18 protein-coding genes are annotated in these 24827 nt (G+C 48.4%); 2 read left to right on the plus strand and 16 right to left on the minus strand.

Annotated elements, in window-relative coordinates; all coding sequences use genetic code 11:
- Nucleotides 1-151: 151 nt before the first annotated feature.
- The 10 genes from KJS52_RS15430 to KJS52_RS15475 form a co-directional block, all read right to left on the minus strand.
- Nucleotides 152-1519: a hypothetical protein gene (locus KJS52_RS15430; RefSeq protein WP_213516805.1), complete on the minus strand. Its 1368-nt coding sequence runs from the start codon at nucleotides 1517-1519 to the stop codon at nucleotides 152-154.
- Nucleotides 1520-1564: 45 nt separating this feature from the next.
- On the minus strand, nucleotides 1565-4687 hold the full coding sequence (locus KJS52_RS15435; protein ID WP_213516807.1) for a glycoside hydrolase family 2 TIM barrel-domain containing protein: 3123 nt from the start codon (nucleotides 4685-4687) through the stop codon (nucleotides 1565-1567).
- Nucleotides 4688-4716: 29 nt separating this feature from the next.
- Nucleotides 4717-6537: a cache domain-containing sensor histidine kinase gene (locus KJS52_RS15440; protein WP_213516809.1), complete on the minus strand. Its 1821-nt coding sequence runs from the start codon at nucleotides 6535-6537 to the stop codon at nucleotides 4717-4719.
- A gap of 256 nt (nucleotides 6538-6793) precedes the next feature.
- Complete coding sequence (locus KJS52_RS15445) at nucleotides 6794-8482, minus strand: response regulator (RefSeq protein ID WP_213516811.1); 1689 nt, start codon at nucleotides 8480-8482, stop codon at nucleotides 6794-6796.
- A complete protein-coding gene (locus tag KJS52_RS15450) occupies nucleotides 8479-9267 on the minus strand; it encodes a creatininase family protein (RefSeq protein WP_213516813.1) in 789 nt (262 codons plus the stop codon). The genes KJS52_RS15445 and KJS52_RS15450 overlap by 4 nt, the downstream gene beginning before the upstream one ends.
- Nucleotides 9242-9649, minus strand: coding sequence for a RidA family protein (locus tag KJS52_RS15455; RefSeq protein ID WP_246563614.1), 408 nt, complete (start codon nucleotides 9647-9649; stop codon nucleotides 9242-9244). Before KJS52_RS15455 ends, KJS52_RS15450 begins: the two co-directional genes overlap by 26 nt.
- 28 nt (nucleotides 9650-9677) lie before the next feature.
- Nucleotides 9678-10772, minus strand: coding sequence for a hypothetical protein (locus KJS52_RS15460; RefSeq protein ID WP_213516818.1), 1095 nt, complete (start codon nucleotides 10770-10772; stop codon nucleotides 9678-9680).
- Nucleotides 10769-11509: an SDR family NAD(P)-dependent oxidoreductase gene (locus tag KJS52_RS15465; RefSeq protein ID WP_246563616.1), complete on the minus strand. Its 741-nt coding sequence runs from the start codon at nucleotides 11507-11509 to the stop codon at nucleotides 10769-10771. Before KJS52_RS15465 ends, KJS52_RS15460 begins: the two co-directional genes overlap by 4 nt.
- Before the next feature lie 68 nt (nucleotides 11510-11577).
- Entirely contained in the window at nucleotides 11578-12405 is an 828-nt protein-coding gene (locus tag KJS52_RS15470; RefSeq protein ID WP_213516820.1) for an SMP-30/gluconolactonase/LRE family protein, read from the minus strand.
- A 40-nt stretch (nucleotides 12406-12445) separates the two neighbouring features.
- Entirely contained in the window at nucleotides 12446-15700 is a 3255-nt protein-coding gene (locus tag KJS52_RS15475; protein WP_213516822.1) for a DUF4838 domain-containing protein, read from the minus strand.
- A 156-nt stretch (nucleotides 15701-15856) separates the two neighbouring features.
- Between KJS52_RS15475 and KJS52_RS15480 the strand changes: the two genes are divergently transcribed.
- Entirely contained in the window at nucleotides 15857-16276 is a 420-nt protein-coding gene (locus tag KJS52_RS15480) for a DUF8817 family protein (RefSeq protein ID WP_213516824.1), read from the plus strand.
- Between the two features lie 29 nt (nucleotides 16277-16305).
- Here the strand turns inward: KJS52_RS15480 and KJS52_RS15485 are convergent, their stop codons facing one another.
- From KJS52_RS15485 to KJS52_RS15500, 4 genes are all read right to left on the minus strand, one after another.
- On the minus strand, nucleotides 16306-17022 hold the full coding sequence (locus tag KJS52_RS15485; protein WP_213516826.1) for an SDR family oxidoreductase: 717 nt from the start codon (nucleotides 17020-17022) through the stop codon (nucleotides 16306-16308).
- Nucleotides 17023-17190: 168 nt separating this feature from the next.
- A complete protein-coding gene (locus tag KJS52_RS15490) occupies nucleotides 17191-19770 on the minus strand; it encodes a winged helix-turn-helix domain-containing protein (protein WP_306433584.1) in 2580 nt (859 codons plus the stop codon).
- A 118-nt stretch (nucleotides 19771-19888) separates the two neighbouring features.
- Nucleotides 19889-20767, minus strand: coding sequence for an SDR family NAD(P)-dependent oxidoreductase (locus tag KJS52_RS15495; RefSeq protein WP_213516830.1), 879 nt, complete (start codon nucleotides 20765-20767; stop codon nucleotides 19889-19891).
- Between the two features lie 143 nt (nucleotides 20768-20910).
- Entirely contained in the window at nucleotides 20911-21669 is a 759-nt protein-coding gene (locus KJS52_RS15500) for an SDR family oxidoreductase (RefSeq protein ID WP_213516832.1), read from the minus strand.
- Between the two features lie 181 nt (nucleotides 21670-21850).
- Between KJS52_RS15500 and KJS52_RS15505 the strand changes: the two genes are divergently transcribed.
- Complete coding sequence (locus tag KJS52_RS15505; RefSeq protein WP_373871369.1) at nucleotides 21851-22489, plus strand: TetR/AcrR family transcriptional regulator; 639 nt, start codon at nucleotides 21851-21853, stop codon at nucleotides 22487-22489.
- A 428-nt stretch (nucleotides 22490-22917) separates the two neighbouring features.
- On the opposite strand, the gene KJS52_RS15510 is transcribed toward KJS52_RS15505, so the two are convergent.
- Together KJS52_RS15510 and KJS52_RS15515 are read right to left on the minus strand one after the other, a co-directional pair.
- Nucleotides 22918-23553: a LysE family translocator gene (locus tag KJS52_RS15510; RefSeq protein ID WP_213516885.1), complete on the minus strand. Its 636-nt coding sequence runs from the start codon at nucleotides 23551-23553 to the stop codon at nucleotides 22918-22920.
- A gap of 302 nt (nucleotides 23554-23855) precedes the next feature.
- The gene (locus KJS52_RS15515; protein ID WP_246563618.1) at nucleotides 23856-24617 is read right to left on the minus strand and encodes an ABC transporter permease; all 762 of its coding nucleotides are present in this window, start codon (nucleotides 24615-24617) and stop codon (nucleotides 23856-23858) included.
- Between the last annotated feature and the right edge of the window lie 210 nt (nucleotides 24618-24827).

Below are 24827 nucleotides of genomic sequence, written 5' to 3' on the forward strand. Positions count from 1 at the left end.
TTATTTCCGGCTATATGCAGTAAAATTGTCAATTTAGGTCGTAATCGTACAAATCGCTTAACTTCGCCGTTAACGAAAAAGAACTCCGCTCCCGCGCCAATGCGCAGTTGCTGGAGTTCTTTGATCAGAGCTCAATTAGATCCTTTGCTGCTTAGCTATAGATAAAATGCGCGCTCGCTTTGCAATTGGCTTGCGGAATAATCCGTACCCAATGAGCGCTGAACCCGGTCGGGAATACATGATGTTCATAACCGCCTGCCGCTACTTCAATGCGTTTATATTTCTTCCAAGTTCCATTGCCGAGGAAGTCTACTTCGATATCAAACGCAACCGACTGCGCTGATTCATGGGTCAAATGCAAAACTTTATGCTCGAAACCTGTCATCAAGTACGGGTCAGAAGCTGCTCCAGCTTCCACTTCTTGTTCCCACCAAGGACCACCCCAACCCGATGGCTTGCCGAATTGCCACAAGTCATCTGTCTTGCCGAACCATAAGTTCGATTGTGGTTCACCAGCCAGCAGGTTCGTATCGAAAATAGGCGTAACCTGATTCCCGGCGAGTACAAGCAGCCCTCTCCAAGAGCAGAAGTCAGGAATCATCCGCAAATGGGTAGAGATAGGGCGTATTCCCCATACCTTGCCGCCATATGCATTGTGAGACATCTCATAGAACATGCCATGGAAATTCATAAGCAACCGCTCTGTCTCTACCTCGCGAATTCGCGGCCACTCGGTAAACCACATATGATCCATCGCTTGAGTTGCTTTCGGCAACCGATACGTGCTCCATTCTCCGTTTACAAAAACCTTGAGAATGGCGGATGCGCGGTCAAATCCTGTAGCAAACAGCGGACTGTTGCCGGATGAAGCCACTTCGCAGTAAGGGCTCTCCTCCAAAATCGTCCAGGTCTGACCATCCCATTCTGCCAAGCGTCCGTCGCTTTTGCTCCCCAAATACTCGCGTTCATCATACGTATTGTTGGCAACGACGATCTTGCCGTCCTTCGTCCAGCCTCCCTTGAAATGCGGCCAGCAATTCGGGGACACCTTCAACTCAACCAGCAGATCAAACAATTGTTCCGTCTCCAGCGTATGAACGTTGATTTCAAACAATTTGCCTTCCATAGTCAATACATAAAGCTTGTTATCCGGATCAGTCAAATGAGGGAAGCATGCTGTCAGTCGATGTTCGATAAGTGTCTCTGCTGTCCGCACATTGCCGCTCGTGTCAATAAAATGCGGCCCAATCATCAATTGGCTGGATTTCGGGTGAATGATGCGGTTGGCGTATGTACCAACGACACTTTGCGGATGCTTGCGAACCTCCAGCTTGTCATTGACCTCGAACAGCCCGGTGCCTGTGCCGGTGCCAACACTGTGCGCCACATAAGAAATATACCAAAGCCGGTTTGCCCAAGGCATCACCGCTCCGATTCCCGTCTCTGAACGTTGACCATCAATGCCTGCTACTGCAGTAAGATGCGGGTATACACCGCCGACTTGAACGTGATTGCTCATGAAATGATAACCTCCAAATAATTGTTAATTGTAACGAGCCAATATTCAACCGATAAAGAAATTCCCCTGCGGCAGCAAATCTTCTTTGAAAATCGGACGTATCGCCACTTCAAACAAGAATTGCTTCTCCTCCAAACGATATTTCGCAAGCAGCTCCGGTCCGCACGCATTTGAGCCGGAACCGCTCATTTTATAATCAAGATGAACAATCGTTTGCGGCCGTTTCAGCTCCCGAAGCTTGTAGTCATGTGTTGCGGACGCAAGATCCTCCGGCTTGTAGTGACTGGCGCAGAAGGAAAATGGCTTCGACGCTGCGAACCATAAGCCCATCCCTTGCAAATTGGTTACCGCCGCCCATTCTGTGCCATAACGCGCGCCATTTTCCTGCGGGCGAATATAATGCTCCATCATGTCGTCCACAGTAGTCAAATAACGTGCCAGGCGATTGCTATGATGGCGATCAATATAGCTGGCATGCGGCCCATATCCAAAATATTCAACTTCCTCATTTCCTGCAGGCATCGTAAGCTGCAGTCCGAAACGCGGCAAAAATGGCAGATGATCAGCGATATTCGCCTCCACCCGCAATGCGGCTTCACCTGAACCGTTTATTTGCCAATGCATCGTTCCCCGTACAATCGGCCCTTTGCTGTAACCTGCCAGCGAGTAGTGAACAGTTATTTCCACTGTATTGGCCTCACTATGGAATGCCCAGCTTGTCTCGTATGTTTTTTGCACCGCGCGGGCATATCCTTCCTGCTCCCAGCTCTCCCGGATGTAGCAATCATTATCCAGCGGAGCACGCCATACCGTCAGTTCGGCCGGCTCATCCAGCATTGGAATGCCCTGCGCTTCTATGGCAGTCAACTTGCCTTGCCGCAGGTCGAAGCGATAACGAAACTCATCTCCCGAAATAATAAGCATCTCATGCTGCTGCTTTACTTCCAGCTTGGATGCTGGACAAGAAGGCATGACAGATCCTACTGCTGCTGCTGTCGGCTTATCGCCCATCTCTAATTGTTCCGCCTGCTCCTTCAATCTGAATTGAGCAAATGCCAGCTCATGCCCGGCATCACTCCACCAATGGTCCTGCGCAGTCACGGCTCGCAGCAACAGACACGCCCTTGCCGGGGCCGCAGCATACATACTCGGCCATGAATCACCGAGAGAAACGACTTGCTTGCAGCCAGCGGCCAGCTCTGCCAGTTCCAGCTCGCCTTGTCCCAGAACAGCTCCTTCGCATTCAAGTCGATAGCGGAATCTGACTTGCGCGAAACTGCTGAAATCGAATCGATTATGGATAATAAATACGCCTTGCTTCAAATCAACCGCCGTAAAACCGACCGGTGCAATAGCTTGCTTCAATTCCAGCAATGCGGAATGCGGCGTGCGATCCGGCGCTACAAGACCATCAATGCAGAAGTTCCCGTCATGCGGCTGCTCGCCAAAATCTCCTCCGTAGGCGAAGTGCTCCGGCTGACCGTCTCCCTGTTCGTTGGCCCTGCGCATAATGCCGTGGTCGCACCATTCCCACACACAGCCCCCCATCATCTGAGGGTAGCGATAGATTACTTCCCAATAATCATGCAGGTCGCCCGGCCCGTTCCCCATGGCATGGCTATACTCGCATTGAAAGAACGGCTTTACTTGCTCGGGATCGGATGCATAGGCCTCCATTTCTTCTATTGAAGCATACATGCGACTCTCTACATCCAGGCAAGACCGGTCGCTGTCTCCCAAATTAATCGGGGCTGCTCCCTCGTAGTGAACCGGGCGAGAATGATCTCTCTCCTTGACCCACCGAGCCATTGCCTGATGATTTGCACCATATCCCGCTTCATTGCCAATCGACCACATGATGATGCACGGATGGTTTTTGTCGCGCTCCACCATACGCACGGCTCGATCGAGAAACGCATTTTTCCAGGAAGGATCTCGTCCCAAACGGTGGAAGGAATCAGGGTTGCCCGTTATTTCTCTCCCCATGCCATGGCATTCCAGATCCGCTTCATCGATAACATAAAAGCCGTAACGATCGCACAAGTCGAGAAAACGCGAATCATTAGGATAATGCGCTGTGCGAATGGTATTAATATTGTGCTGCTTCATCAGCTTTAAGTCCTGAAGCATGCTATTCACTGGAACAGCATGCCCCAGCACCGGATGAGACTCATGACGATTGACTCCTTTAAGCTTCACCGGTCGACGATTGATCATAAAGACGCCCTGATCGATCTCGATTTGGCGGAAGCCGACAGCTAATGCAATTGCTTCCGTCCCCGCATGCAGCAGCAAGGTGTACAGGTAAGGTTCTTCGGCATGCCACAGCTTCGGACGTGCAACATCAAGCGTCAACTGTCCGGCACCGCCAATGATGCCGGTTGTTGCGGCGACCGGGTTGCCTTCCCTATCGAGCAGCTCCGCTCGAACAGTCAATTCTCCCTTGACAGTAAGCTCGCTGATCAACGCAGCCTGACCGAAATCTCCGCTCAACTGCGTTCTGTTAAAGATGTCCCTGATATGCTCCTTATCGCGTGCAAGCATATATACATCGCGATAAATGCCGGAATACCGCCACATATCCTGACCTTCCAGATAGGTGCCGTCACACCACTTCAGAACGAGCACGGCAATGGTGTTCTTCCCCGGCTTCACATATGGAGCAATATGAAACTCTGCCTGCATCCTGCTGCCCTGGCTATAGCCAACCAAGCAACCGTTGACCCAGACGTAGAAACAAGCGTTCACTCCTTCAAAGACAACATATGCCTCCTTGTCCGACCAAACGTCGGGGACCACAAATTCCCGGACATACAAACCCGCGGGATTATTGTCGGGAACAAAGGGCGGATCACATGGAATCAGATAATTCACATTCGTGTACTGCATCTGGTCGTAGCCGTTGCGCTGCCAGCAGGAGGGGACAATTAGCCCGTCCCAATCCGGCGTATGATAACCGGGAAGATAGAAGCCTTCCGGGACATCCGCCAGCGATGAACAATAGCGAAACCTCCACTGTCCGTTCAATGAACGATAGTAGGCAGAACTGCCTCGATTGCTTGCAGCAGCAAGTCTGCTGCTCTGGTACGGAATATAGCTAGCGCGTTGCGCCTCCCGATTTACTTGCACGATATCAGGATCCTCCCAATATCGGGGAATACTAATCATGGTTACTTAGCTCCTCCATTATGTTCAATCTAGTCGCCATGGCGCTCATGAAATGGAATCGCCGGCAAGGTCACACGAATACAAGTACCTTTGCCAACCGTACTGCGTATGCGCAAACCGCAATGGTCGCCAAAATGCAACCGTAACCGTTCTTGCACATTGGACATGCCAATTCCGGTCAACCGATCCTTGGTTTTCCCGTGCATGCCCGGTTGGAGCAATACCGTCTGCCGAGCTTTGGCAATGCCGATCCCATTGTCGCATATAAGAAAGGTCATGCTGCCTCCAGTCCGCTTCCCTCTGACCACAATCATTCCGGGAAAATCCTTGCCTTGCAATATGCCGTGAAAGATCGCATTCTCTACCAGCGGCTGCAGCGTCAGCTTCAGAATCGTGCAATGCTCAATGGCCGGATCAACTTCGCAGTGGAACTCAAATTTGCCAATATAGCGAATATTCTGAATTTGAATATATTGCTTAAGCGCCCGAATTTCATCGGCGACCGTTACTTCCGCCCTTGTCTTGTCAAACGTCAATTCAAGAATACCGACAAGCGAACGAATCGTTTCCCCTACTTCACCCAGTCGTTGCTGGCGGGCCAGACTCCCGATACAAGCGAGTGTATTGTATAGAAAGTGCGGTGAAATTTGGCTTTGCAGCACCTTCAGCTCCAGTTCTTTCTTCCGCTCCTCCATCTCCTTTGTCTTGACAATGAGCTGCTGTATTCGCTCCAGCATCGCATAGAAGCTCCGTGTCAGTCTGCCGATCTCGTCTTGCCGCGTAATAGTAACTTGAGGGACAATAATCGAATCCTGAACTCTGTCCAGCTTCAAGGCGAGCATGCGAATCGGCCTTGTAAGGAAGCGCGACATGATGAGTGCCATCACAAGCAAGACAACAAGCATGATCGCTCCCGCCGTTAGGAAGGTTTCGAACAACACGGCAATGCTTTTGTAGAAAAACTCTTCCTTAATAAAAAGGATGAGACTCCAGCCGAGACGGTTCTGACCCGATCGCAGCGTGACAAGCTTCCCTTGCGGGCCTGAATAACTGTCAATTCCAATTTTTAAACGCCCTGCCTCCTCAATAAAATGCTCCGGCAACTCGGTCATGTACGCATTCGGCAGCGAAGGCAGTAGATTTGTCTCCCTGTCATACAGGACGAGACGGTCCTCATTGGACAGCAACATAAATGTTTGAGTCGAAGAGGAAATATCAATCATTTTCTGATGCAGCTTCTTCAAATCCAACTCCACAATCGCAACAGCAAAAGGCTGCTCGCGCGTATCGGAAATCGAGCGTGCGATCGCAACCGTCTGTCCCGATTGCGGTGAATAATAAGGTTGGGTGACCATCGCCGCGTAGTTTTGACTGGCCTGCTCATAAATACCAGGTAATGCAGGATTGTTCACCACATCGCACACAAATTGTGCGTTGCAGAACACCTTCCCATCCTCTCGAACGATGTACAGCGTTTTTACAATATGGCTGTTTACAGTCGCGATGGATCGCAAAAATTCCGATATTCCCCGCTCTTCCCCTCGCTTCAGAAACTCAGCCTGAGTAGTGAGCAGCAGCAAAATGTTTTGCCCATTATCAAGGTAAGAATCGAGAAACTGATTTGTTCTTACCATTAGCGTCTGAGCATCATTCATAATTTGGGTCTTGAACAGCTTAGAGGTCTGTGTGTAATTATTGAAAGCCAGAAACGCAAACAAAGATACTGTAACAAGGAACAGCAACAAAAACTGCTTAGTCGCCACACTCCAATTTTGTATTCGCCAGCCATTCGTTCGGCCGGCCCCTCTGCCTGTAGAAATAGGACGACCGTCGTATTTGTCACTCTTCATATTTCCAGACACACCTCAAGATCAATGCTCAATCGTTCGCTGCGTACGGCTTCCATTCGAAGATTCTGCAGATGCATGGCTCATCCTCCTATTTTTACTCCATCTATTCGCCTCCGTTACACTCTATTATTTATGAAAGCTAGCATGGTTGTCCACGAAAAAACACTTTCATATTTTCATAGTAGCATTGATGATTTCTCTCCTAATATGCAGTAATGTTGTAAAAATAGGAGTACATGTTACCGAGTTGAAACGGTTATCTCTGTCTCCTGTACTCGGTCGGAGACAAGCCGGCATATTCACGAAAAACAGATGAAAAATAGCGATAACTTGGCACGCCGACCTGACAGGCGATCTCATAGATACGCAAACTCGTAGTACGGAGCAGGCGAGCGGCCATCTCCATTCGCTGCTGTTTAATATACTCCTGGAAGGAAATGCCTCGCTCCTCCGGGAACAGCCGACACAAATAATGGGCGCTAAGCCCAACTTGCTCCGCTACAACCGACAAGGTCAGCGGCTTCTCCAAATTGGACTTTATATAGCGCATTGCATCATCAATCTCACGGCGCGGCTTGCGCTCGTTGTTCCGAACGAATTCCATTTCATGAATGAGCAGAGCGACAAGCTCCTCTGCCGTATCGGCATTCATAACCGCTTTAGACATTTGAGAAAATTCATGCCATTCCCTCTTGTCCTTCAGCCACTCCCGCCTCCATTCGTTCACCAGTTCCTTGAACGCATCCGGATGCAATCTGTGCTGAAACGCCCATGAAACAAGCGAGCCTCTAAGCTGTGCCGTTCCTCCATTCATTGGATTGATATGCGCAGCCAGCAGTTCGCAAAATTCCGCTTTCTGATGCTCATCCGGCCACTGCGTTGGTTCATCCTGGACGCCCCACACCAATTGGGTTCGATCATAAAAGCGGAGCGGCTGTTCCCGCATAACCGCTGCCATAGCCGACTCCACTTGATCAGGCGCAGCAACAGACGAACCGATCACACCACAAATAGCCAGCTCATCTTGCAGCAATCCGGCCTGTTCTTCCAGCAAACCGCGAAGCTGTTCTACAATGGAAGCTAATTTCTCGCTTGTGATCGATGACTTGAGCGAGCCGGTATTATCGGCAAACACCAAATATACCCCTTCCAATGCCGGCAAATACATAAATGACATTTGCTCCTCCAGGGAGCCTAGTTGCCGTTCGAGAGCACGTTTTGCCAGCATCCGCACATCCGCTTTGGCGTCGACATGCAATGCGGCAAATTGAAGCGGCAGCTTGCAGCCCATTTCACGAGTCAGAAATTTATAAACTGCCAAACTAGCGACTGTTGGTTCGTCGCCGATCTTTTTGCCGCTTAGCAGCATGGACAATTGACGAGCGCGCTCCCAACGCTTCTCTTCTATCACATCTCGTCTTCGCATACCGTTTTTCTGCAAGGCTTGCCGGGCTTTATCAAGCGCCCGGACAAGCTCTGACGGCGTGAGCGTAACCTTCAACAAATAATCTATGGCGCCGTACCCGATAGATTCTCTGGCATAGGTAAAGTCAGAATGACAGGTCAGTAAAATAATTTGCGTATCCGGCAACTCCTGGCGCATTTCCCGCATGAATTTAATTCCGTCCATGACGGGCATCGTAATGTCCGTTATAACGATGTCCGGTCGATGTCTTCGGCAAAAAGCAAGCGCTTCCAAACCGTTGTCCGCCTCCCCAACATACTTGAAACCATAGACACTCCAATCGAAGGAACGCAGCTCCTCCCGCAATGGAGCTTCATCGTCGACGACTAGCACTTTCAAAGCATCCTTGGTCATGAGAACACCTCCTCGAGTTGACATATCATCCACTGCACTGCCTTCACAACGCCCCTGCCTTGCCCAACTGACAGGAATCTCGCCGCTGCTCGCATCCTCATCTGCATAGAGCAGCTCTACATTCATTTACCGCTATCTGCTTCATCCATACGACTGCATACATCTGCAAGCCAGGCTGACACAGCTTGTACAATGGCTTCCATATACCGTCTTCCGTGCGCTGCAGCTGCAGCTGCGGCAGAATCGGTGAAGCCGTCCACACCAGTCAGTTCCATATGGCGACCGATGAACGTCCCTGGTACCAGGCCCTTTATCCAGTCCCGTTCCGGGTGATGCTTACCCATTCGCGAGCGGTCAATACGATGCTCAAGCGCCATTACAAGCGAGGCTTCGAATCCGCCTGCATGTCCGGGAAATGGGCCCATTTCAGCTGCTCCAGCTGCTTCAAGAGCCTCCCGCGCAATGCTCCAGTAAGAAGCCGAAGCTGTCCAGACCTTATGCTGTACCGCAAGATCCGTCGCCGCCTGATGCATCAGATGCTCATTGCCACCGTGCGCATTCAGGAAAATGATGCGCTGAAAGCCGCTTTCAATTAAACTGTTACCGATATCTTTAAGTATACTAAGATACGTATTCGACGCAAATGATAATGTTCCGCCGAAAGCAAGATGATGCGATGAGCAGCCGATCGGCAATACAGGACCTAATACCAGCTTCGTCCCCTTATCCATTGCGTTCTGCACCGATCGTCTACTAATCTCGCCACAGACGAATGTATCGGTTCCCGTTGGCAAATGAGGACCATGCTGCTCAATCGCTCCAAGCGGAATGACAGCCGCATATCCGTCTTTGGCTCTATTCTTCAACTGTTCTCGCGTAAGCTGCTCAAAGTCGATTGTCACGGCGCTCATCTGCCTCCTCCCTGCTTACCACTGCTATCGCATCAATTTCTACTAGCAGATCATAGTTCAAATCACAATAAACGAGTGTTCGACTGGGATATGGAGCATGGAAATAACGTTGATACAATTCATTAAATTGCTTGTAGTGGCTGCGATCCTTTAAGTACACATTCATTTTAACAATATGCTGCAGAGTTAAGTCAGCTTTAGAGAGAATAAGCCGAATATTTTCCATCGTCTGCACCGTTTGCGATTCCAGATCTTGACCTACAACTTCGCCCGTTTCGGGCGACAGCCCGCCTTGTCCGGATACAAACACCAAATCTCCGAAAGCAGTTGCCGATGAAAAGGGCAATTGTTGATTTTCACTTGCTCCGATTTCTCTAATCACGGATACACTCCTCCTGGAACAATAAAGTTTATTGGACCTCATAATGAATGTCGAGCTCAGGTGTCGCAACATATCGACCTTTATGCAGCGATTCCATCGCACGATTAATCAGACAACTGGATATTAAAATTCGCTCCGCCGGAAAAGGCGGCTTTCTTGATACAATGAATTGCTCAATCGTGTTCGTCATTCGATCAAAATGGCTGAACGGCCAATTATTGTCGCTTAAGCAGACCGACTGAAAGATATTTCCGTTTCCGTCACGAAATGCGAAGCTCCACTGCTCGGCCAATCTTGTTTGCTGGATTACATAGCCTTTGCTTCCATCCTTGTAATGAACAGTCATCAAATACGTCGTATCCGCAGACTCCCTCGGATGAGGAGCATCCTCCACCGCCCGGACCGGCTTCAGCGCGGCAAGCAGCAGATCTTTCGGCCACTGCCGATAATCCATCGCTTCCCATACAGCGACGCCTTGCATAACCTCAATGCCCGCAATGCCGCTTTCTCCGCCTTCTCTGCGCTCAGCAAGGGATTGCAGCACCTCCAGCGCATGATAGCCGTATGCTTCGAGCTCAGACGAAAAGCTGACAACCAGCCATTCCCTTGCATTTGTCAAATGATGGTCGTCCGGCATATCCCGTCTTGGCGCAAGCGGAATAGACGAGCCTCCCATAAATGGAATCGCATGATCGCGCAGGTTTTCAAACATGCGCACCGACTGATCGGTACGATACGATAGAAATTTATCGGAGAAAATCGGCACACGCAAGTTTAGCTCAGCTAGCGCATCAAGCGTTTCGTTCATAAAGCGATATCTCGGATATTGCTTCCGTCCCCATTCATCCAACGGGTAATCGCCGTGCTCGCCAATAATAATTACACCATGCAATCCGCCGCAGCGTTCTGCATAATCTATCGTCTCGCGAATGCTGTCCAGCAGAGGAATGCCCAGACGGGCGGCTGTTTTTCTACCCGTATCGTTAGCTGGAAATTGATCGAGATATAGAGAAGCAACCTCTAACTGCGGACGGTAGCCCGGGAATTCACCTAACAAGCGGCCGATAATCATATGCGCATGAGAATTGTAGCGGTATTCAGTTGCAATTGCCGCTATTCTCATAATCCGAACCCTCCAGTTATCGGATAGAGCGAGCCGGTTGCATAGGAGGCCGCATCGGACAGCAGAAATGCCGCAAGCTCATTCACCTCATCGGGAAATCCGCTCCGTCCGATCAGCGTTTTCTGCCTGATGGCGTCCTTCTGCCGATCCGTATAGCCAGCCAGCAGCTCCTCCGATTTAAAATCACCCGGAACAATGGCGTTGACGCGAATGCTCCAGGGAGCAAGCTCAACGGCAGCTACCCGAGTCAATTGCTCTACAGCTGCTTTGCTTGCGCCATAAGCCGCATTTTCAGGCACAGGAATAGTGCCCAGAACGGAGGACGTATTTACGATTGCTCCGCCTCCGTTTGTACGCATTTGTCGGGCAGCGTGCTTATTCATGAGAAAAGTGCTGGTCAATGTTCCTTTAATGGTATCCTCCCAATCCAGCAAGTCTTGATTGACAATCGTAGCCGTTCTGTTGATATAGACGTTATGATAGAGTCCATCCAGACGGCCAAATCGCTCCCGGATCATTGACATAACATTTCTAATATGAATCTCGTTTGTCATGTCGGCCTCAGCATAGAGAAATCGCTGCGCATGGTCGCTTACCGGCATCCTGGCTTGCGGAATCGGTCTCGCGTCGCATGCGGCAACAACGGCGCCTCGTTCCAGAAACATATGCACAGCTGCAAGCCCCAGCATACCAGCCGCTCCAGTAATGAGTATCACTTTGTCCTTCAATTGAGCCACAAGCTTTAGTCTCCTTTATTGCAAATGTGATTGCTGTATTCGTTTACTGTATATGCTGTTCCGAAGCGTCAACACCACATTCCCCAGCACCTGCCCGGACAATCGACATCAAAACGCTGTATATTTCCTGTGTCCGCGACTGTAACATAACAAATCCGACCGTCAGCGCCGCCAAATGTCAAGTTCGTGCCATTGTTGCCCTTCAGCATAATTTCGCCCAATTCCTTTCCATCCGGCGAAAGCTTCGCAACCGTTCCTTTCCCGTAACGAGTCACATAAAGATTGCCTTCCATATCGCATCGCATACCATCTAGCAAGTGGTCATCGTATTGGATAAGCAGCCGCTTATTGGCGATTCCCCCATCGGCAAGCAAGTCATATGCCCATATACGTCTTTGCAAAGACTCGTTAACGTACAAAATACGCTCATCCGGGCTAATTTCAATACCATTCGTCGTCCCGCATTCGCCATCGAGCAATGTTACAGTCCGATCAGGCGCGATTATCCAAATATTCCCTGTTCCATGATCCCAATCAGGGTCGCTCGCCAGCAACGTGCCGTTCTTCATAATTGCAAGATCATTGGGCTGATTCATTGCCGGCTCATGCGCCCAAACGGAAATTTCTTTCGTCCTGCGATCAATATGAAAGATATGATGACGAGCATAGTCAGCAACCAGCAAATTGCCGTTTATATCGCAGCGAATGCCGCTGCCAATACTCCCTTCCGGCAATTCGATCCAAACCTCGGCATCACCTTGCGGGGAAATTTTGCCGATTGTTCCTTGCCGTTCGTAATTTACAGCATAAATAAAGCCATCCGGATCGCATGCGGGGCCTTCAATCCCGCTCGTAAATCCGCCAGGTTGTGTAAAATGTCGGCTCGTCATAACCATAATCGTCTCTCCCTCCTGTAGCACGATCCGACATCGCAGTTTAAGGACCGTCAACGAGTATAATCGGTTTGAATTCACCCGGGTTCCATACTGCTCCGCCGTCCCAGCCGTACAACCCGAGCCCTGAGCCGGTCCGATGATAGTTTCGGAAGTAATGTCCCATCACCACCGTTCCCGCTTGAGGCGCAGCGACATTAATCGTACTGAACGGAATCGCTTGAATAACGACCCAGCGATCGTTTTTTACAGCAGCGGCCGATTCCCACTCGCCATCCCATGCCGCACTAACTTCAGGACCACTATAATCAATATTGACGCCAAGCGAATTCGACATCAGCGCATAGTACCCGGTGCCCATCCCGTCGAGCAAATAGGTTTCTACGGAATCATCATCCCCGTTCCGCCACCACTCGTTCGGAGCATCTGGGTGCGCCCTTATTTGCGACACATCATGATCAAAGTTCTCATATCCGACATACAAATATTCGTCGTCCCACAGTGTATACACTTTCGTATCCACCAGCGGCGCTTCTCCGGTTTGCATTTGCCTGAAATCTGTAACCGGGTTCTCAACGCTTGACCAAGGAGCGGCACTGAAATCAAACGTCGACATAATTTGTTCCTTCGTATAGTCCGTTTTGATTGCATTAGTTGAAACGTCGATGTTGTCGCCAACAGCTAACGCCATGCGCTCGAACGCTTCCTTGATCGGCAGAATTCTGGCCTTGGCCCGCTCATCCGCGAGATTGAACGCTTCATCAAGCGCTGCCTGCGCCTCCTCCCTTATGCCGGGTCTGACTACATATTGACGGAATAACGTTTTGCCGCTCGTCGCCCATGTTTGCTGCGCATCGTCGTATTCCCAGCCTTCTTCAAGTAAATCATAGTAAACCCTCATCGACGCGGATGCTGCTCCGTACGCTTTGTCGAGAAATTGCGTCTTCAGCTGCTCGATATCTTCATCAGGATTCCAGAACAGCTTATTCATCAGCCAAAATTGCAAGGCATTGACGCCCCAGCCTTCATGAGCTGAATCAATCGTTCCCTCCGGCAACAGGCCTAGAATCCCCAAGTCCCGATAAAATTGCATGTCCGCTTTTACTTTCTCGGCAATCGGTCGTTCGAAATCGGTGTATGGGAAGCTCCCGTAATAATTGTAAACAATAACATTTTTCGTTTTCTCGGACCAAGCTTGCAGCTGCTGCTTGTATCTGTAGTTCGCGCTTCTGCTGTTGTCCGTATTGATTGGCGTACGTGCATCCTCATACAACGGCGCATATACGACTACAATATTATCCTCTAACGCTGTCTTCGGCGGCTCCTCCGTTAATGTATAAGCATACGCCACTACTTTCGCATCGGGATATGCGACTTTGACTTCTCTAGCCATCTTGTTCAGAAACGTGAAAAAGACAGTCGACACGTAGGCTGGATCATCCGGTTCCACAACCAGGCCTTCCTCGGTTACAAACGGTTGATCGGACAAGCCTTTCTGATAAAAATTTGAGTTGTCGTTCAGCCCGACTCCCACATACTCTGTGCCTGTTGCAGCGATCAAGCCTTTTGCTTTTTCTGCGAAAACGCCGGGCAAATCAGGATGATAAAAGTTAAACTGTGTCTTGGGCGAAAGCCCGATGTAGTTTCCTTCCTGATCCGTATTGTAATAATCTGGATGATCCTCAAAAAATTCTGAATTAGGCAGCCAGTAATTCAGATTGTGACCCAGCATAATGGGCTCGAGCCCAGTCGCTTTAAACCGTTGCCAATATTGTTGATTCGCGCCATGCGCCGACATTCTGGCATTGTTCTTGTTGCGGGCCAGCATAATATCGGTAGCATAGTCACCCTGAATTTCATTATTGGCGCTCACGCCAAGCGTCAGCCAACCGCGCACCTGCAGAGGGGATCTCTCCCAATAATCCGCCTTAAGCACAGCGAGATCCGCTTGCGGTTCAAATAGTGTACCAGTCTCAGATGAACGTGTCCAAAGCACACCTGCATTCTCTTCAAGGAAATCGTAGACACCATTCAAAACTCCCCGCGGCTCATCCCCCACGATAAAAATGCGGTTGACTTCGCTGTGCACTGCAAAACCGTCCGACCCTTCTATATGCTCAGCGTACTCCTCCTGAATAGCTGTAAATTCCGATAGCTGATCTATCGTTCCAAGTACAATCTGAAAACGTCCTTCCGTAATCGTTCCCGGAGTCGGCGGACCGCTCGGCTCATCCGGCCCATCCGGGACTTCGATGAGGGTTACATCGTCTATCCACAGCCGTCCGGGGCCGTTAGCTTGATTGAACGAGAACACAATCCAATTGGTATCGAATTGATGTTCCGGATCGCGAGTATAATGCACTTCGAATGGTTGCCACTCTGTCGTGACCGCCGCGTTAACCGAAAAAATTTGCTTTTGAGTGAAACCGACAACTTCGCTAATTTGCATGTTGGCATTTCCCGCTTTTTCACCCTTCAACCATGCTTTCAAAACATATGACGAGCCAGGTTTCGTATGAAAGTTCTGGGTTGAGCGTACATTAAAGGAATTGCCGCTATCCGCCCCCAGACGATACGATACGTCGCCGCTGCGCTTAGTTTCACGATCCAGCGCGGCTGTCCCGGCAAGCGCATACCAGCCGCTGCTTGTACCGGACTCAAACCCGCCATTGCTTAGCAGACTTTGTTGTACCTGAACAGTCAATTCAAGCTCAGGCCCGTAAACAGCACCGTCAACGTAAGGCTGGAAGCGTACAGTATATACGCCGTCCTCTGTCGATGACGGTACAAACAGAGAAGCCGTTATTGCGCCTGTCTGTCCCGATTCAAGTGAAAAGCCTTCATTCATGGCAATGTCGAACGGATTAATGTCATTAAGCGTATCAATCGACACCGCTTTCACAACACTATCGCCATTGTAAAACATAATTGACAGGTCGTAATTCCCTCCCTTATCAACTTCAAGCCGCCTTTCACCGAGGGATACACTTACTGTCTGATCCATTAATTGCTCACGTTCATAAATCGGCAATGTCGCGCCGCTGACGAGTTCGATCGTGCTTTGCAATTCTTTAGCTGCATAACGTTCCATTTCAGCAGCGTTGGAATTAATGATAATTTCGGCGCGAGGCTGGCCGTTCTCAACCAGCTGCGGTGCGTTCTCCGAGATTTCGTTACCAGTTGTTGCCACACTTGTCTTGCCGCCAGCTTCAACAGAAAGCTGGCTGCCAGGGATAACAAGAAGAGCTGCTAGCAAACAAACAATTGTCTTTTGCAACCAAAAACGGGCAGTTTTCATACGTTTATCCTCCTCATTTTGAAAACAAACGGTTTCTCCCTCCACCTATCCAACAAACTATAATAACAAGAAATCTATTTTTAACATTCTAGCACCACTGCATGCCGACACACTATGCATAGAAGTTGCAAAAATGTACACTGGATACATTTCCTTTTGAAGGATTTAACGGACGACCAAAGATTCATCGTAACCGATCTTAGCGGCAATACGCTATATATCGGAACGCCAAATAGCGATCGGCCGGAAACGAAGTTTTGGCGATCGCTCGAAAGTGCTAAATATGCCGAGCATTTCGATGTCCTCTATGATTTAACGTATTCCAAAGAGGACTATCAGGCGGCGCAAAATATGCTGGACAAGTTCTTTCCTGCAATAACTGATGCATTTGATGCTTGCGCACTCGATTGGGCGAAGGTGCTTCTGGTCGCATTAGAGCTTCATAAACTAAGCAGCCAGACGATTCATAAGTCCGTTAGCAACAAGCTTCAACAATTGCTTGACGCAAACGGTTCTCTTAATCCGGAATGGGCCAAAATCAAACGCAAGTATGACGATATCCTTACAGGCGAATGATCGTGGTCCACGATCGTTCTTCTACTTTTTTATTTATTGTAGATGACCGGGGTGTTGGATTTCCATTGGCTCCATAATGAATCCTCCACCGTCAGTTCGGCCATAAAATGACTTACATTAATTCTGCTCGTTGTGCCTGAATTGAATATCGGACTCCTGATCGGAGATTCACATATTTCATACGGACTTGTCTCATTGTGATTGACTAATGCATCCGGCCGGACGATAACCCATTCTATCTGTTCGTCCTTCCCGCCAATTTCCGCAATCAAATAATTCGCAGCCGTGACGTTATCCCGGTGAGGAGGAAGCAAGAGCTTTAGTATCGACATAATGATTTTTTCGCCCATTGAATTGCGCTCTCCAGCCAACGTATTCGTATAACCGGTTGTCCCCATCAGGATGAGCTTCACTCTTTTGTCAGCTCTTTGTTTCACTGTTTCACAGATTCTTTTTATGGTGTCAAACACCAAATAACGCGGCTTGCCAAATATCCCTTTGACCGTCATATTGTGACCGAGACAGCAGATAATAACATCGCAATCGCGCAAGAGATGATTCAGCTCGGTATCCTTTAATTCACTAATATTCCCCTGCACGATTTCTACCCATGGATTTCCCTGTAACTCCTTGGGGAGAACAGCACTTTTTCTGATGAGAATCCGGGTATGGATCTGCCTGTAAATGAATTGCCTGACGACTTGTTGACCGGTAGCTCCGCTTGCCCCAAGCACTAATACTCTCATAGTCAATCTCCTTAATTATTCGATTTAATTTCAATGTTAATGTATAGGAGTAGTATAGCGGCGGAAAAGTATGGGCGGGTAGCTACTAAAGTAGGTATCCATACAAAAAACCCCACTAAGTGGAGTTTGGTTTCGAAGCTTATTCAGATAATTTGTGAGGAGAGCGATTCAGATTAGTCCAAGCTCTCTGGCGCGCGCGATTGCTTCCGTTCGCCTTTTCACCTGCAATTTCTCAAAAATGTTGCGGTTATAGCCCTTCACTGTACTTAAAGCCAGAAAAAGCCGATCACCAATTTGTTGATTGGAGAGGCCTTGTGCAATCAATTGCAACACTTCCAGCTCGCGCTCGCTTAAGTTGTCGACGAAAGGCTGCGAATGGTTGTAGCGATGCAAGAGCGCGAAGTCTTCAAGCTTCTGTTCATCACGCATGTTGGACAGCAAAAAGTCGGTATAGTCCAGCTCGATCCGGCGGGCCACCGCTTCTGTTAATAGGTCAAGCATAGGCTTGCCTTCATCGACAAACAAACGAACGAAGCCATCATGCTTTGCCAGCATAAGCGCAGCCTTCAAGCTTTGCAGCGCTCTGTCGATACGGCCTTGACACTGAAAAGCTACCGCTTGGAGAACAAGAAGCTCAAGCTGCTTGTGCTTCAACTGCTTCGCTTTCGCTTGCTCAAGCAAGTCGCCCAGCACGGCCAGGGCGGCAGCTGCCTTTCCTTGGTGCATATAAATTCTTGCTTGCAGAGCAGGCCATTCCTTCGCCTCCAACAGCATTGCATCTTCTGGCAAATGGCCATGGCGAAGAGCAATCAGCAGCTCTACATGTCCAACCTTCCCCATCAGGTGCCGCAAGGATCGTTCCTGCACTTCACGACGCGCTTTAGCAAGCAAAGCTTCCGCGGCAGAAAGCTCTTGTCTGGCAAGCTTCAATTTGGCCGCGAACAATTGGCTGTCAGCCAGCCTGTCCGTGTTCTCAAGCTGCCCTGCGAGCAGGATACTCCGCTGGCAATACTCGTCGGCTGCATTCAAATCATTCCATTCATAATAGATGCGCGCCATGCCCAAGTAAGCGTCGCAGATCGCCGGCAACGGCGGTTCGCCAGCCAATTGAATGGCTTCTTTATAGGTTTGCACGGCCAGCTTCAACTGATTGTCCCGCTCCTGGATCTGTCCAGTGCCTAAAGCGGCCATCAGCGCAATAATTACATGTCCGATCCGCTTGCTAATCGCCAGCGCTTCTGCATACGCTTGCCTGGCGGCAGCGCGATTGCCCTGCAACTGATAAGCAACGCCTAACGTCCAGCTCGTCGCTGCACGAACAGACAGGTTGTCGGGATGCAGATGTTCCAGCGCAATGAGCGACTGGGCGATTATCGTGTCCGCATCGTTCCGCGTAACGGCGAGTGTAGCCTTGATTGATGCAATATGCCCGACCAAATCCGGATCAATCTGATCGGGATCGAGCAGCTTTAAGGCTGCTTCGGCAGCAAATAGCTTCTGCTCTATTCCGTTCAGCTCTCCAACCATTAATTGGGCGGAGGCATAAATTACCCAGAGCGACGGGCGATTATTGAGCGTCGCCTCGTCCTGACGCTGCAACCAGGTCAATACAGGATGGACGGCACCGCGAAAGTGCAGCGGCATGCCCTTGCCTTCGATTAATGCTGCGACCCGATCCGTATCCTGAGCAGCGGCAGCATGCTGAAACGCTTCGAGCTCCAATTCATTCTGTTCAAACCACTGGCTTGCTCTGCTGTGCAAAGCGGCAATCGCATCGCCCTTCTCCTTGCAGGCTTGCTTAAAGCGCTGTCGCAACAAATCAGCAAACAGATGATGGTAACGATACCAGCGACGTTCACTATCTAGCGGGACGATGAAAAGATTGGATCGCTCCAGAACCTCCAGCATTTCCTGTCCTCCGCGAGCAGTCTGTACGATAGCATCGCAAAGAGAGGCGCAAAAACGATCCAGCATGGAGGTATACAGCAAAAAGGTTTGAACCTCTTCCGGCTGCTGCCTGAGGACCTCCTCCATCAAATAATCCAGCACGAAACGATGGGTGCCGCTAAAAGCCGAGATGAATGGCTCCGTATTCGTATGGCCCTGCATGGAGAGAGCAGCCAATTGCAGCCCGACAGCCCACCCTTCCGTGCGCTTCTCCAGAGCAAGCACTTCGGTCGGTGACAGATGAAGCCCCATTACTTGATTTAAAAATAATACCGCTTCATGCGAGGTGAAGCGCAGGTCTTGCAGGCGCAACTCTGTTAATTGGTCTTGAGCCCGCAGTCTGGCGATCGACAGCGGCGGATCTTCGCGTGTTAAGATGATCAAATGCATCGGTAAAGGCTGGTTGTCAATGAGGAAAGCCAGCGCATCATGTATAGTTCGGGACTCGATCACGTGATAATCGTCGAGAACGAGGACGAAAGCAGCGGACCCGGACGACAATTCATTGATTAAAGCGGTCAGGATGTATGGAATTGGCGGCGGCTGCGGGGATTGCAAAGCTTTCCATGCACCTTCGCCATTAACGGCAACGATTTTTTTTAATGCTGCGACAAGATGAAGAAGAAAACGCTCAGGAGCATTGTCCTCTTCATCCAGCGACAGCCAGGCGGCCGGACGTTTGCTGTCCGCCAGCCACTCGCTGACTAACGTAGTTTTGCCATAGCCCGCAGAAGCGGAAATCAGCGTTAATTTTTTATGCATACCCGCGTTCAAGCGCTCGAACAAATGGGAGCGTCGCACAGCTTGCGATCGCGCCGGAGGAATATGCAGTTTTGTGGTCAGGATCGGAAGCTTCATTAATTTCTACACCACCATTTCAGCCTACTTGCGGTTATACAGCTCTCGCTGATACCGTATATTAAAATTTCTGTAGACTCCTCCGTTCTCCTGCTCCAAGAAATTCATCGCTATATATTTCGGATATTTTTTCCAAGACTCGCTGCGCATGCTCTGTAAATTTCAAATCCGCAATCCGATCCTTGAGCAGAAACACGCCGCTCTCATTGCTATGTTTACCGAGGGCTCCTTCAAATAATAGGTTAGCGCCATGGGTAGGCGGAGAGGAAAAATACTTCATAAACAGCTCAAACCATGCGGTTAGCCCGGAATCTTTTCCTTTTCTTAGCGTGTTGTTAATGCCCGGGTCAACACTGCGGATCTTGATGCCTTCTTTGGCTAGTTGCGGTGCGATGGCTCGAGTCCATAGCGAAAGCGCCAGCTTTGAAGCTGCATAAGGTCCAAACATTTTGCGAAAGGTTTTGGGATGCTCTAAGCTTTCGACCGAAAACTCCTTCGTAAATCTAAGGGCCTGTGATGAAGTGTTTATTACCGTTTTTAAGCTGCTGTTTTTCAACTGCTCCTTCAATTCCATCAGAATAATATAAGGTACGACTGTCAACAATTCATAATGCATTTCGCGGCCCTGCTTCGAATAGCGCAGCTCACTTAAGCCTCCTCCGGCGTTGTTGAACAAAATATCGATCCTCTGCTCCTTGCTTTTGATTTCATCCAAAGCGTGTCTCAAGCTGCCGTAATCGGTGAGATCCTTCACTTTATAGGCTCGGAGCACCCCTTCTTTACGATGATTTTGGATAAATCTATCGTCGGCTGGAAAATCCGATCGAATCAAAGCAATTACCTGCCAGTTCTCCGACAGCAATTTCCGGGTCAATGCCAATCCGATCCCGCTACTTGCGCCGGTTATCAGTGCGATTCGTTTTTGCTGGTTCGTATTCAACGTATGTCCTCCTTCACATTTCAGAATATTCACCGATCATTTGCGCACCTCAGTCGGAGGTGAACAGGAGGATCACAAAACTATATGAAAGCTCATGTCCCTCCTGCCCGCCTTTAATAGTCATATATGCGAACTGAGGGCGATCAGATCTGAGAGCCGCCTCCGTCGACAGGGAACTCAGCCCCGGTAGTATAGGTCGCATCAAAAGCCAGGAATGCAACAACTTTCGCGACTTCGACTGGATCGCCGAAACGCAGCATTGGAATCTGCTGTTTCATCTGCGCCTTAGTCTGCTCGGCAGCTTCTTTCGGCATCGACTTTTCCATAATACCTGTCTCAATGATGCCGGGACTAACTGCATTGACGCGAATATTTCGAGGTAATAACTCGCGTGCCAGACCTCGAGTCATTGAGCGAAGCGCCGCCTTACTAGCTGAGTAAGCACTGAGCATTGGGAGCCCTACTACGTTCACGATCGAGGTGGTAAGGACTACCCCGCTACCTTCGCTTAGCAGTGGAGCAAGCTTCTGCACGGTGAAGTACGGTCCTTTGGCATTGATTGTTAGGATCTCGTCGTACTTTTCTTCAGTCATTGCCTCAAAAGGAACAAACCCGGTGACTCCAGCGTTAACGAACAGGGCATCTATTGTTCCAAATTCATCCTTCACTCGATCGGCTAGCTCAGCAATATCCTTTAATGAGGCTGCATCGCTTAAGACCGCGATTGCGTTGCTGCCGAGTTGTTCACGAGCCGAATCCAGCGTCGCCTGAGTACGTCCGGTAATTAGAACATGTGCGCCTTCATCCACTAGCAGCTTCGCTGTCGCAAGGCCGATTCCGCTGCTGCCTCCCGTAATCACGACCTTTTTATCAAAAAATTTCCCCTTACTGAATTGTTCCATTTGAATCTTCCTCCCTTTGTATGATCCGTAATTGGATGTTTGGTACAGAAGTGATTATACAGCAATAAAATTAATAAGTAAACAAAATTAATTAAATTAGTTCACTTAATAAATTTTATACATAAAAGTCAGCAAATTTGTTATAATGAGTTACAAAGGCAGCAAAGGGAGGAACTTATCCGTGAGAAAAGCTGTAAGTGTAGATACTTATGTGGAAAAAATAAAACCGATAATAAGAAAAACAAAATTCAGCCAACTGAAGGTCGACGATATCGCAAAATATATGGATATTAGCAAAGTGACACTTTATAAGCATTTTTCCTCCAAAGACGACATCATCGAACAAGTCGTTGATTATTATGTTGAGTATTCGAAGAAGGCTGACGCCGTTGTCAAAGACGATTCTGTCTCTTTTTTGGAACGTTTTAAATTAACATTTTTGCAATCTTTAATGTGTGCCGCGTTTATCTCTGATTTGTTCTTGCAAGATCTGAAGGAGTTTTATCCGCACCATTTTGAGAATTTGTCCGTTGCCCTGCAAAATCGCAATAAAGGCCTACAAGCTTTTTTTGAATCCGGTATGGAGCAACAGATTTTCAACCGATTGAATGCCGTGCTATTTATGGTTCAAGATGATGCAGTGCTGCGACGCTTTATCGAGCCGTCATTTTCCATTCAGTATGATATCACCTTGAAGCAAGCGATTATGGATTTCTACTACATGAAGCAGTATCAATTGCTGAAACCTGAATATTTGAAGGAGATAGACAACTCCGATATGGAAAAGAAGGTCGTTCATATTTTGCAAGCCATTTCATAAGTGAAGGGCCATATCCGTGTCTGTTGTGTTTCGCTGAACGTAGGATAGGTCTACACCACGTCTGTGAGACCTCCCCGAGTAAGAGCAGTAACTTTCCCCTCATCTATCTGCCACTAACAGTTCCTACTGCCAAGCCTGTAGCGGACTTTCACCGCCTAGTTACCGCCCATGCCGGGCGCACAACAAAGGGGCCAAGCCTTTTTAGCTCGCCCCTCATCCTATTAATGATCTGCTATCCTTAAGCCTTTCAATTTCACTCCCGCTCAAGCCCTTGTCCATCCACGCGATGCCTCTCGATTAACTGCATAACCCACGTTGCATCAAATTGAAGCTTTTCCAACCGATGCCGGAAAAAGATCTGAATATATTTCTGCTCAAAGGGCGGCTTTCAATCTTGACGTTACCAAAAGTCATACCCCAAACCATCATTACTGTCTTTGGAATGCAACCTTTAGGCCTAGTCCGATATAAATTGCTCCTACGAATTTGCCACTTAGGCGGCTTAACCGGCTTATCCATGTCCTCCCTTTAACCAGTTTTCCAAGTGCAGAGATACCTAGTACAATTGAGGTTGTATACAATGCACTTAAAATCACAAAGACGACACCAAGGATCAAAAACTGCGTGGTGACTTGACCTCGTTCGTGATGAACAAATTGAGGCAAAAACGCCAGAAAAAACAACGCTGTCTTTGGATTAAGAACTTCTGCAACAGTTGCCGAAAAGAATGACTTTAAAGCTCCTCCCGATTTAACCTTTGGAAGTAGTGGTTCTGATGGCTTACTCATCATTTCGCGAATTCCTAAATATAGTAAGTATACCGCTCCTGCATATTTAACAATATTGAAAGCTAGAGCAGAGGTCATCAGTATAGTGGAAAGCCCGACAGTAGCAAATATGGTGTGAAGAAAATCCCCGATTGCGATGCCAAGCCCTGCCATAATGCCTCCTTTTCGCCCGTTTTGAACGGTACGAGTAATAGTAAGAAGGACGGCTGGTCCTGGAATTAAAAACAGAAGAATGACAACGATCACATACGCAAGTAAAGTTGAAAAATCCGGCATTAGGCTTCCCCCTTCAAAAGCACTCAAGGTGATATATTGTTGTTGCGGTTTTGTAGCCATTGTTCAAATTCAGCGGTGTGCTCACTTTATGATCTAATACAGCCGTATAGATGTCAAAGCTTTTCACCTGTTTACCATACTCTGCTCTTGATGCCCAGACGGTTTTGATCCGCAGGATAGAGAGAAGGTAAGCCGGATCAGCTTGCTTTGACGAGCAATTAGATCTTCAAACTCTTGCATTTCAGCATAAATAATGGAAGAAAGAATTATTCAATTTATTACTTTACCACTCCATTAAAATCTTATGCAATGGCCTTGTTATAAACGCGAGTTGACCAAATCAATGTGATAATCGTAATAACCGCAATGACAATAAATCCTACGAAAACTGATTGGTTTATAATTGATCCTTCCGCTAATTTTTTGGATGCTTCTACTCCATAATATAACGGATTGAAATGGGCGAGTACTTGTAACCACTTTGGTCCAAATGACATTGGTAATAAAATTCCGGAAAGTAAGGTTAACGGTAATTGTAAACTTGTTACTACGGCAGCAACCCCACCCACATCTTGGAAAATCAAACCCAGACTTCCAGACCATGCTGAAACCATCATTGTAAGAACCGAGAGTAATATTAATTGTAATAAAATACCAATAAAGTGCATTTCATAACCAAATAAACTTGAGATTACTAAAACGATAATTGCTGGAATAAGGAACGCTACGACATCTTTTAATACCCCTCCCATTAACATAGCGAACCGACTGGCTGGGGTTACACGTAAACGTTCAATAATCCCACTTTTGAGGTCAAAAACCATTGACCATCCAGCACCCATTCCTGAACTAAATGCTAAGAGAACTAAAATACCCGGCACAAACATATCTAAAACCTGAGCTGTAGTCATAGCAGGATGGGTAATGTTTTTCAATAATGGACTAAATAACAAGATATATAACAAGGGAGTCATCAAACCTGAGATTACCCAAACAATTTGGCGAGCTGACTCTTTTAATTTACGAACAAAGAAAATATTCGTTTCCCGTACAACCTGCATCATTGTTCTTCTTCCTTTCCGCCGTCACGTAATTCTTTACCAGTTAATGTTAAAAAGACATCATTTAAGGAAGGCATTGATAACGATCATGACTTATGCAGTTCACGAGATTAACTGGTAATGGTGAGAATCTTTCCTTGAATAAACGGGCCACCAATACATAGCAAGCTGCGACGGCCAAAATTCAGAAATAAGTGTTGCAAAACGGCGTAC

Source organism: Paenibacillus montaniterrae, assembly GCF_018403185.1.
GTDB classification, from domain to species: Bacteria; Bacillota; Bacilli; order Paenibacillales; family Paenibacillaceae; genus Pristimantibacillus; species Pristimantibacillus montaniterrae.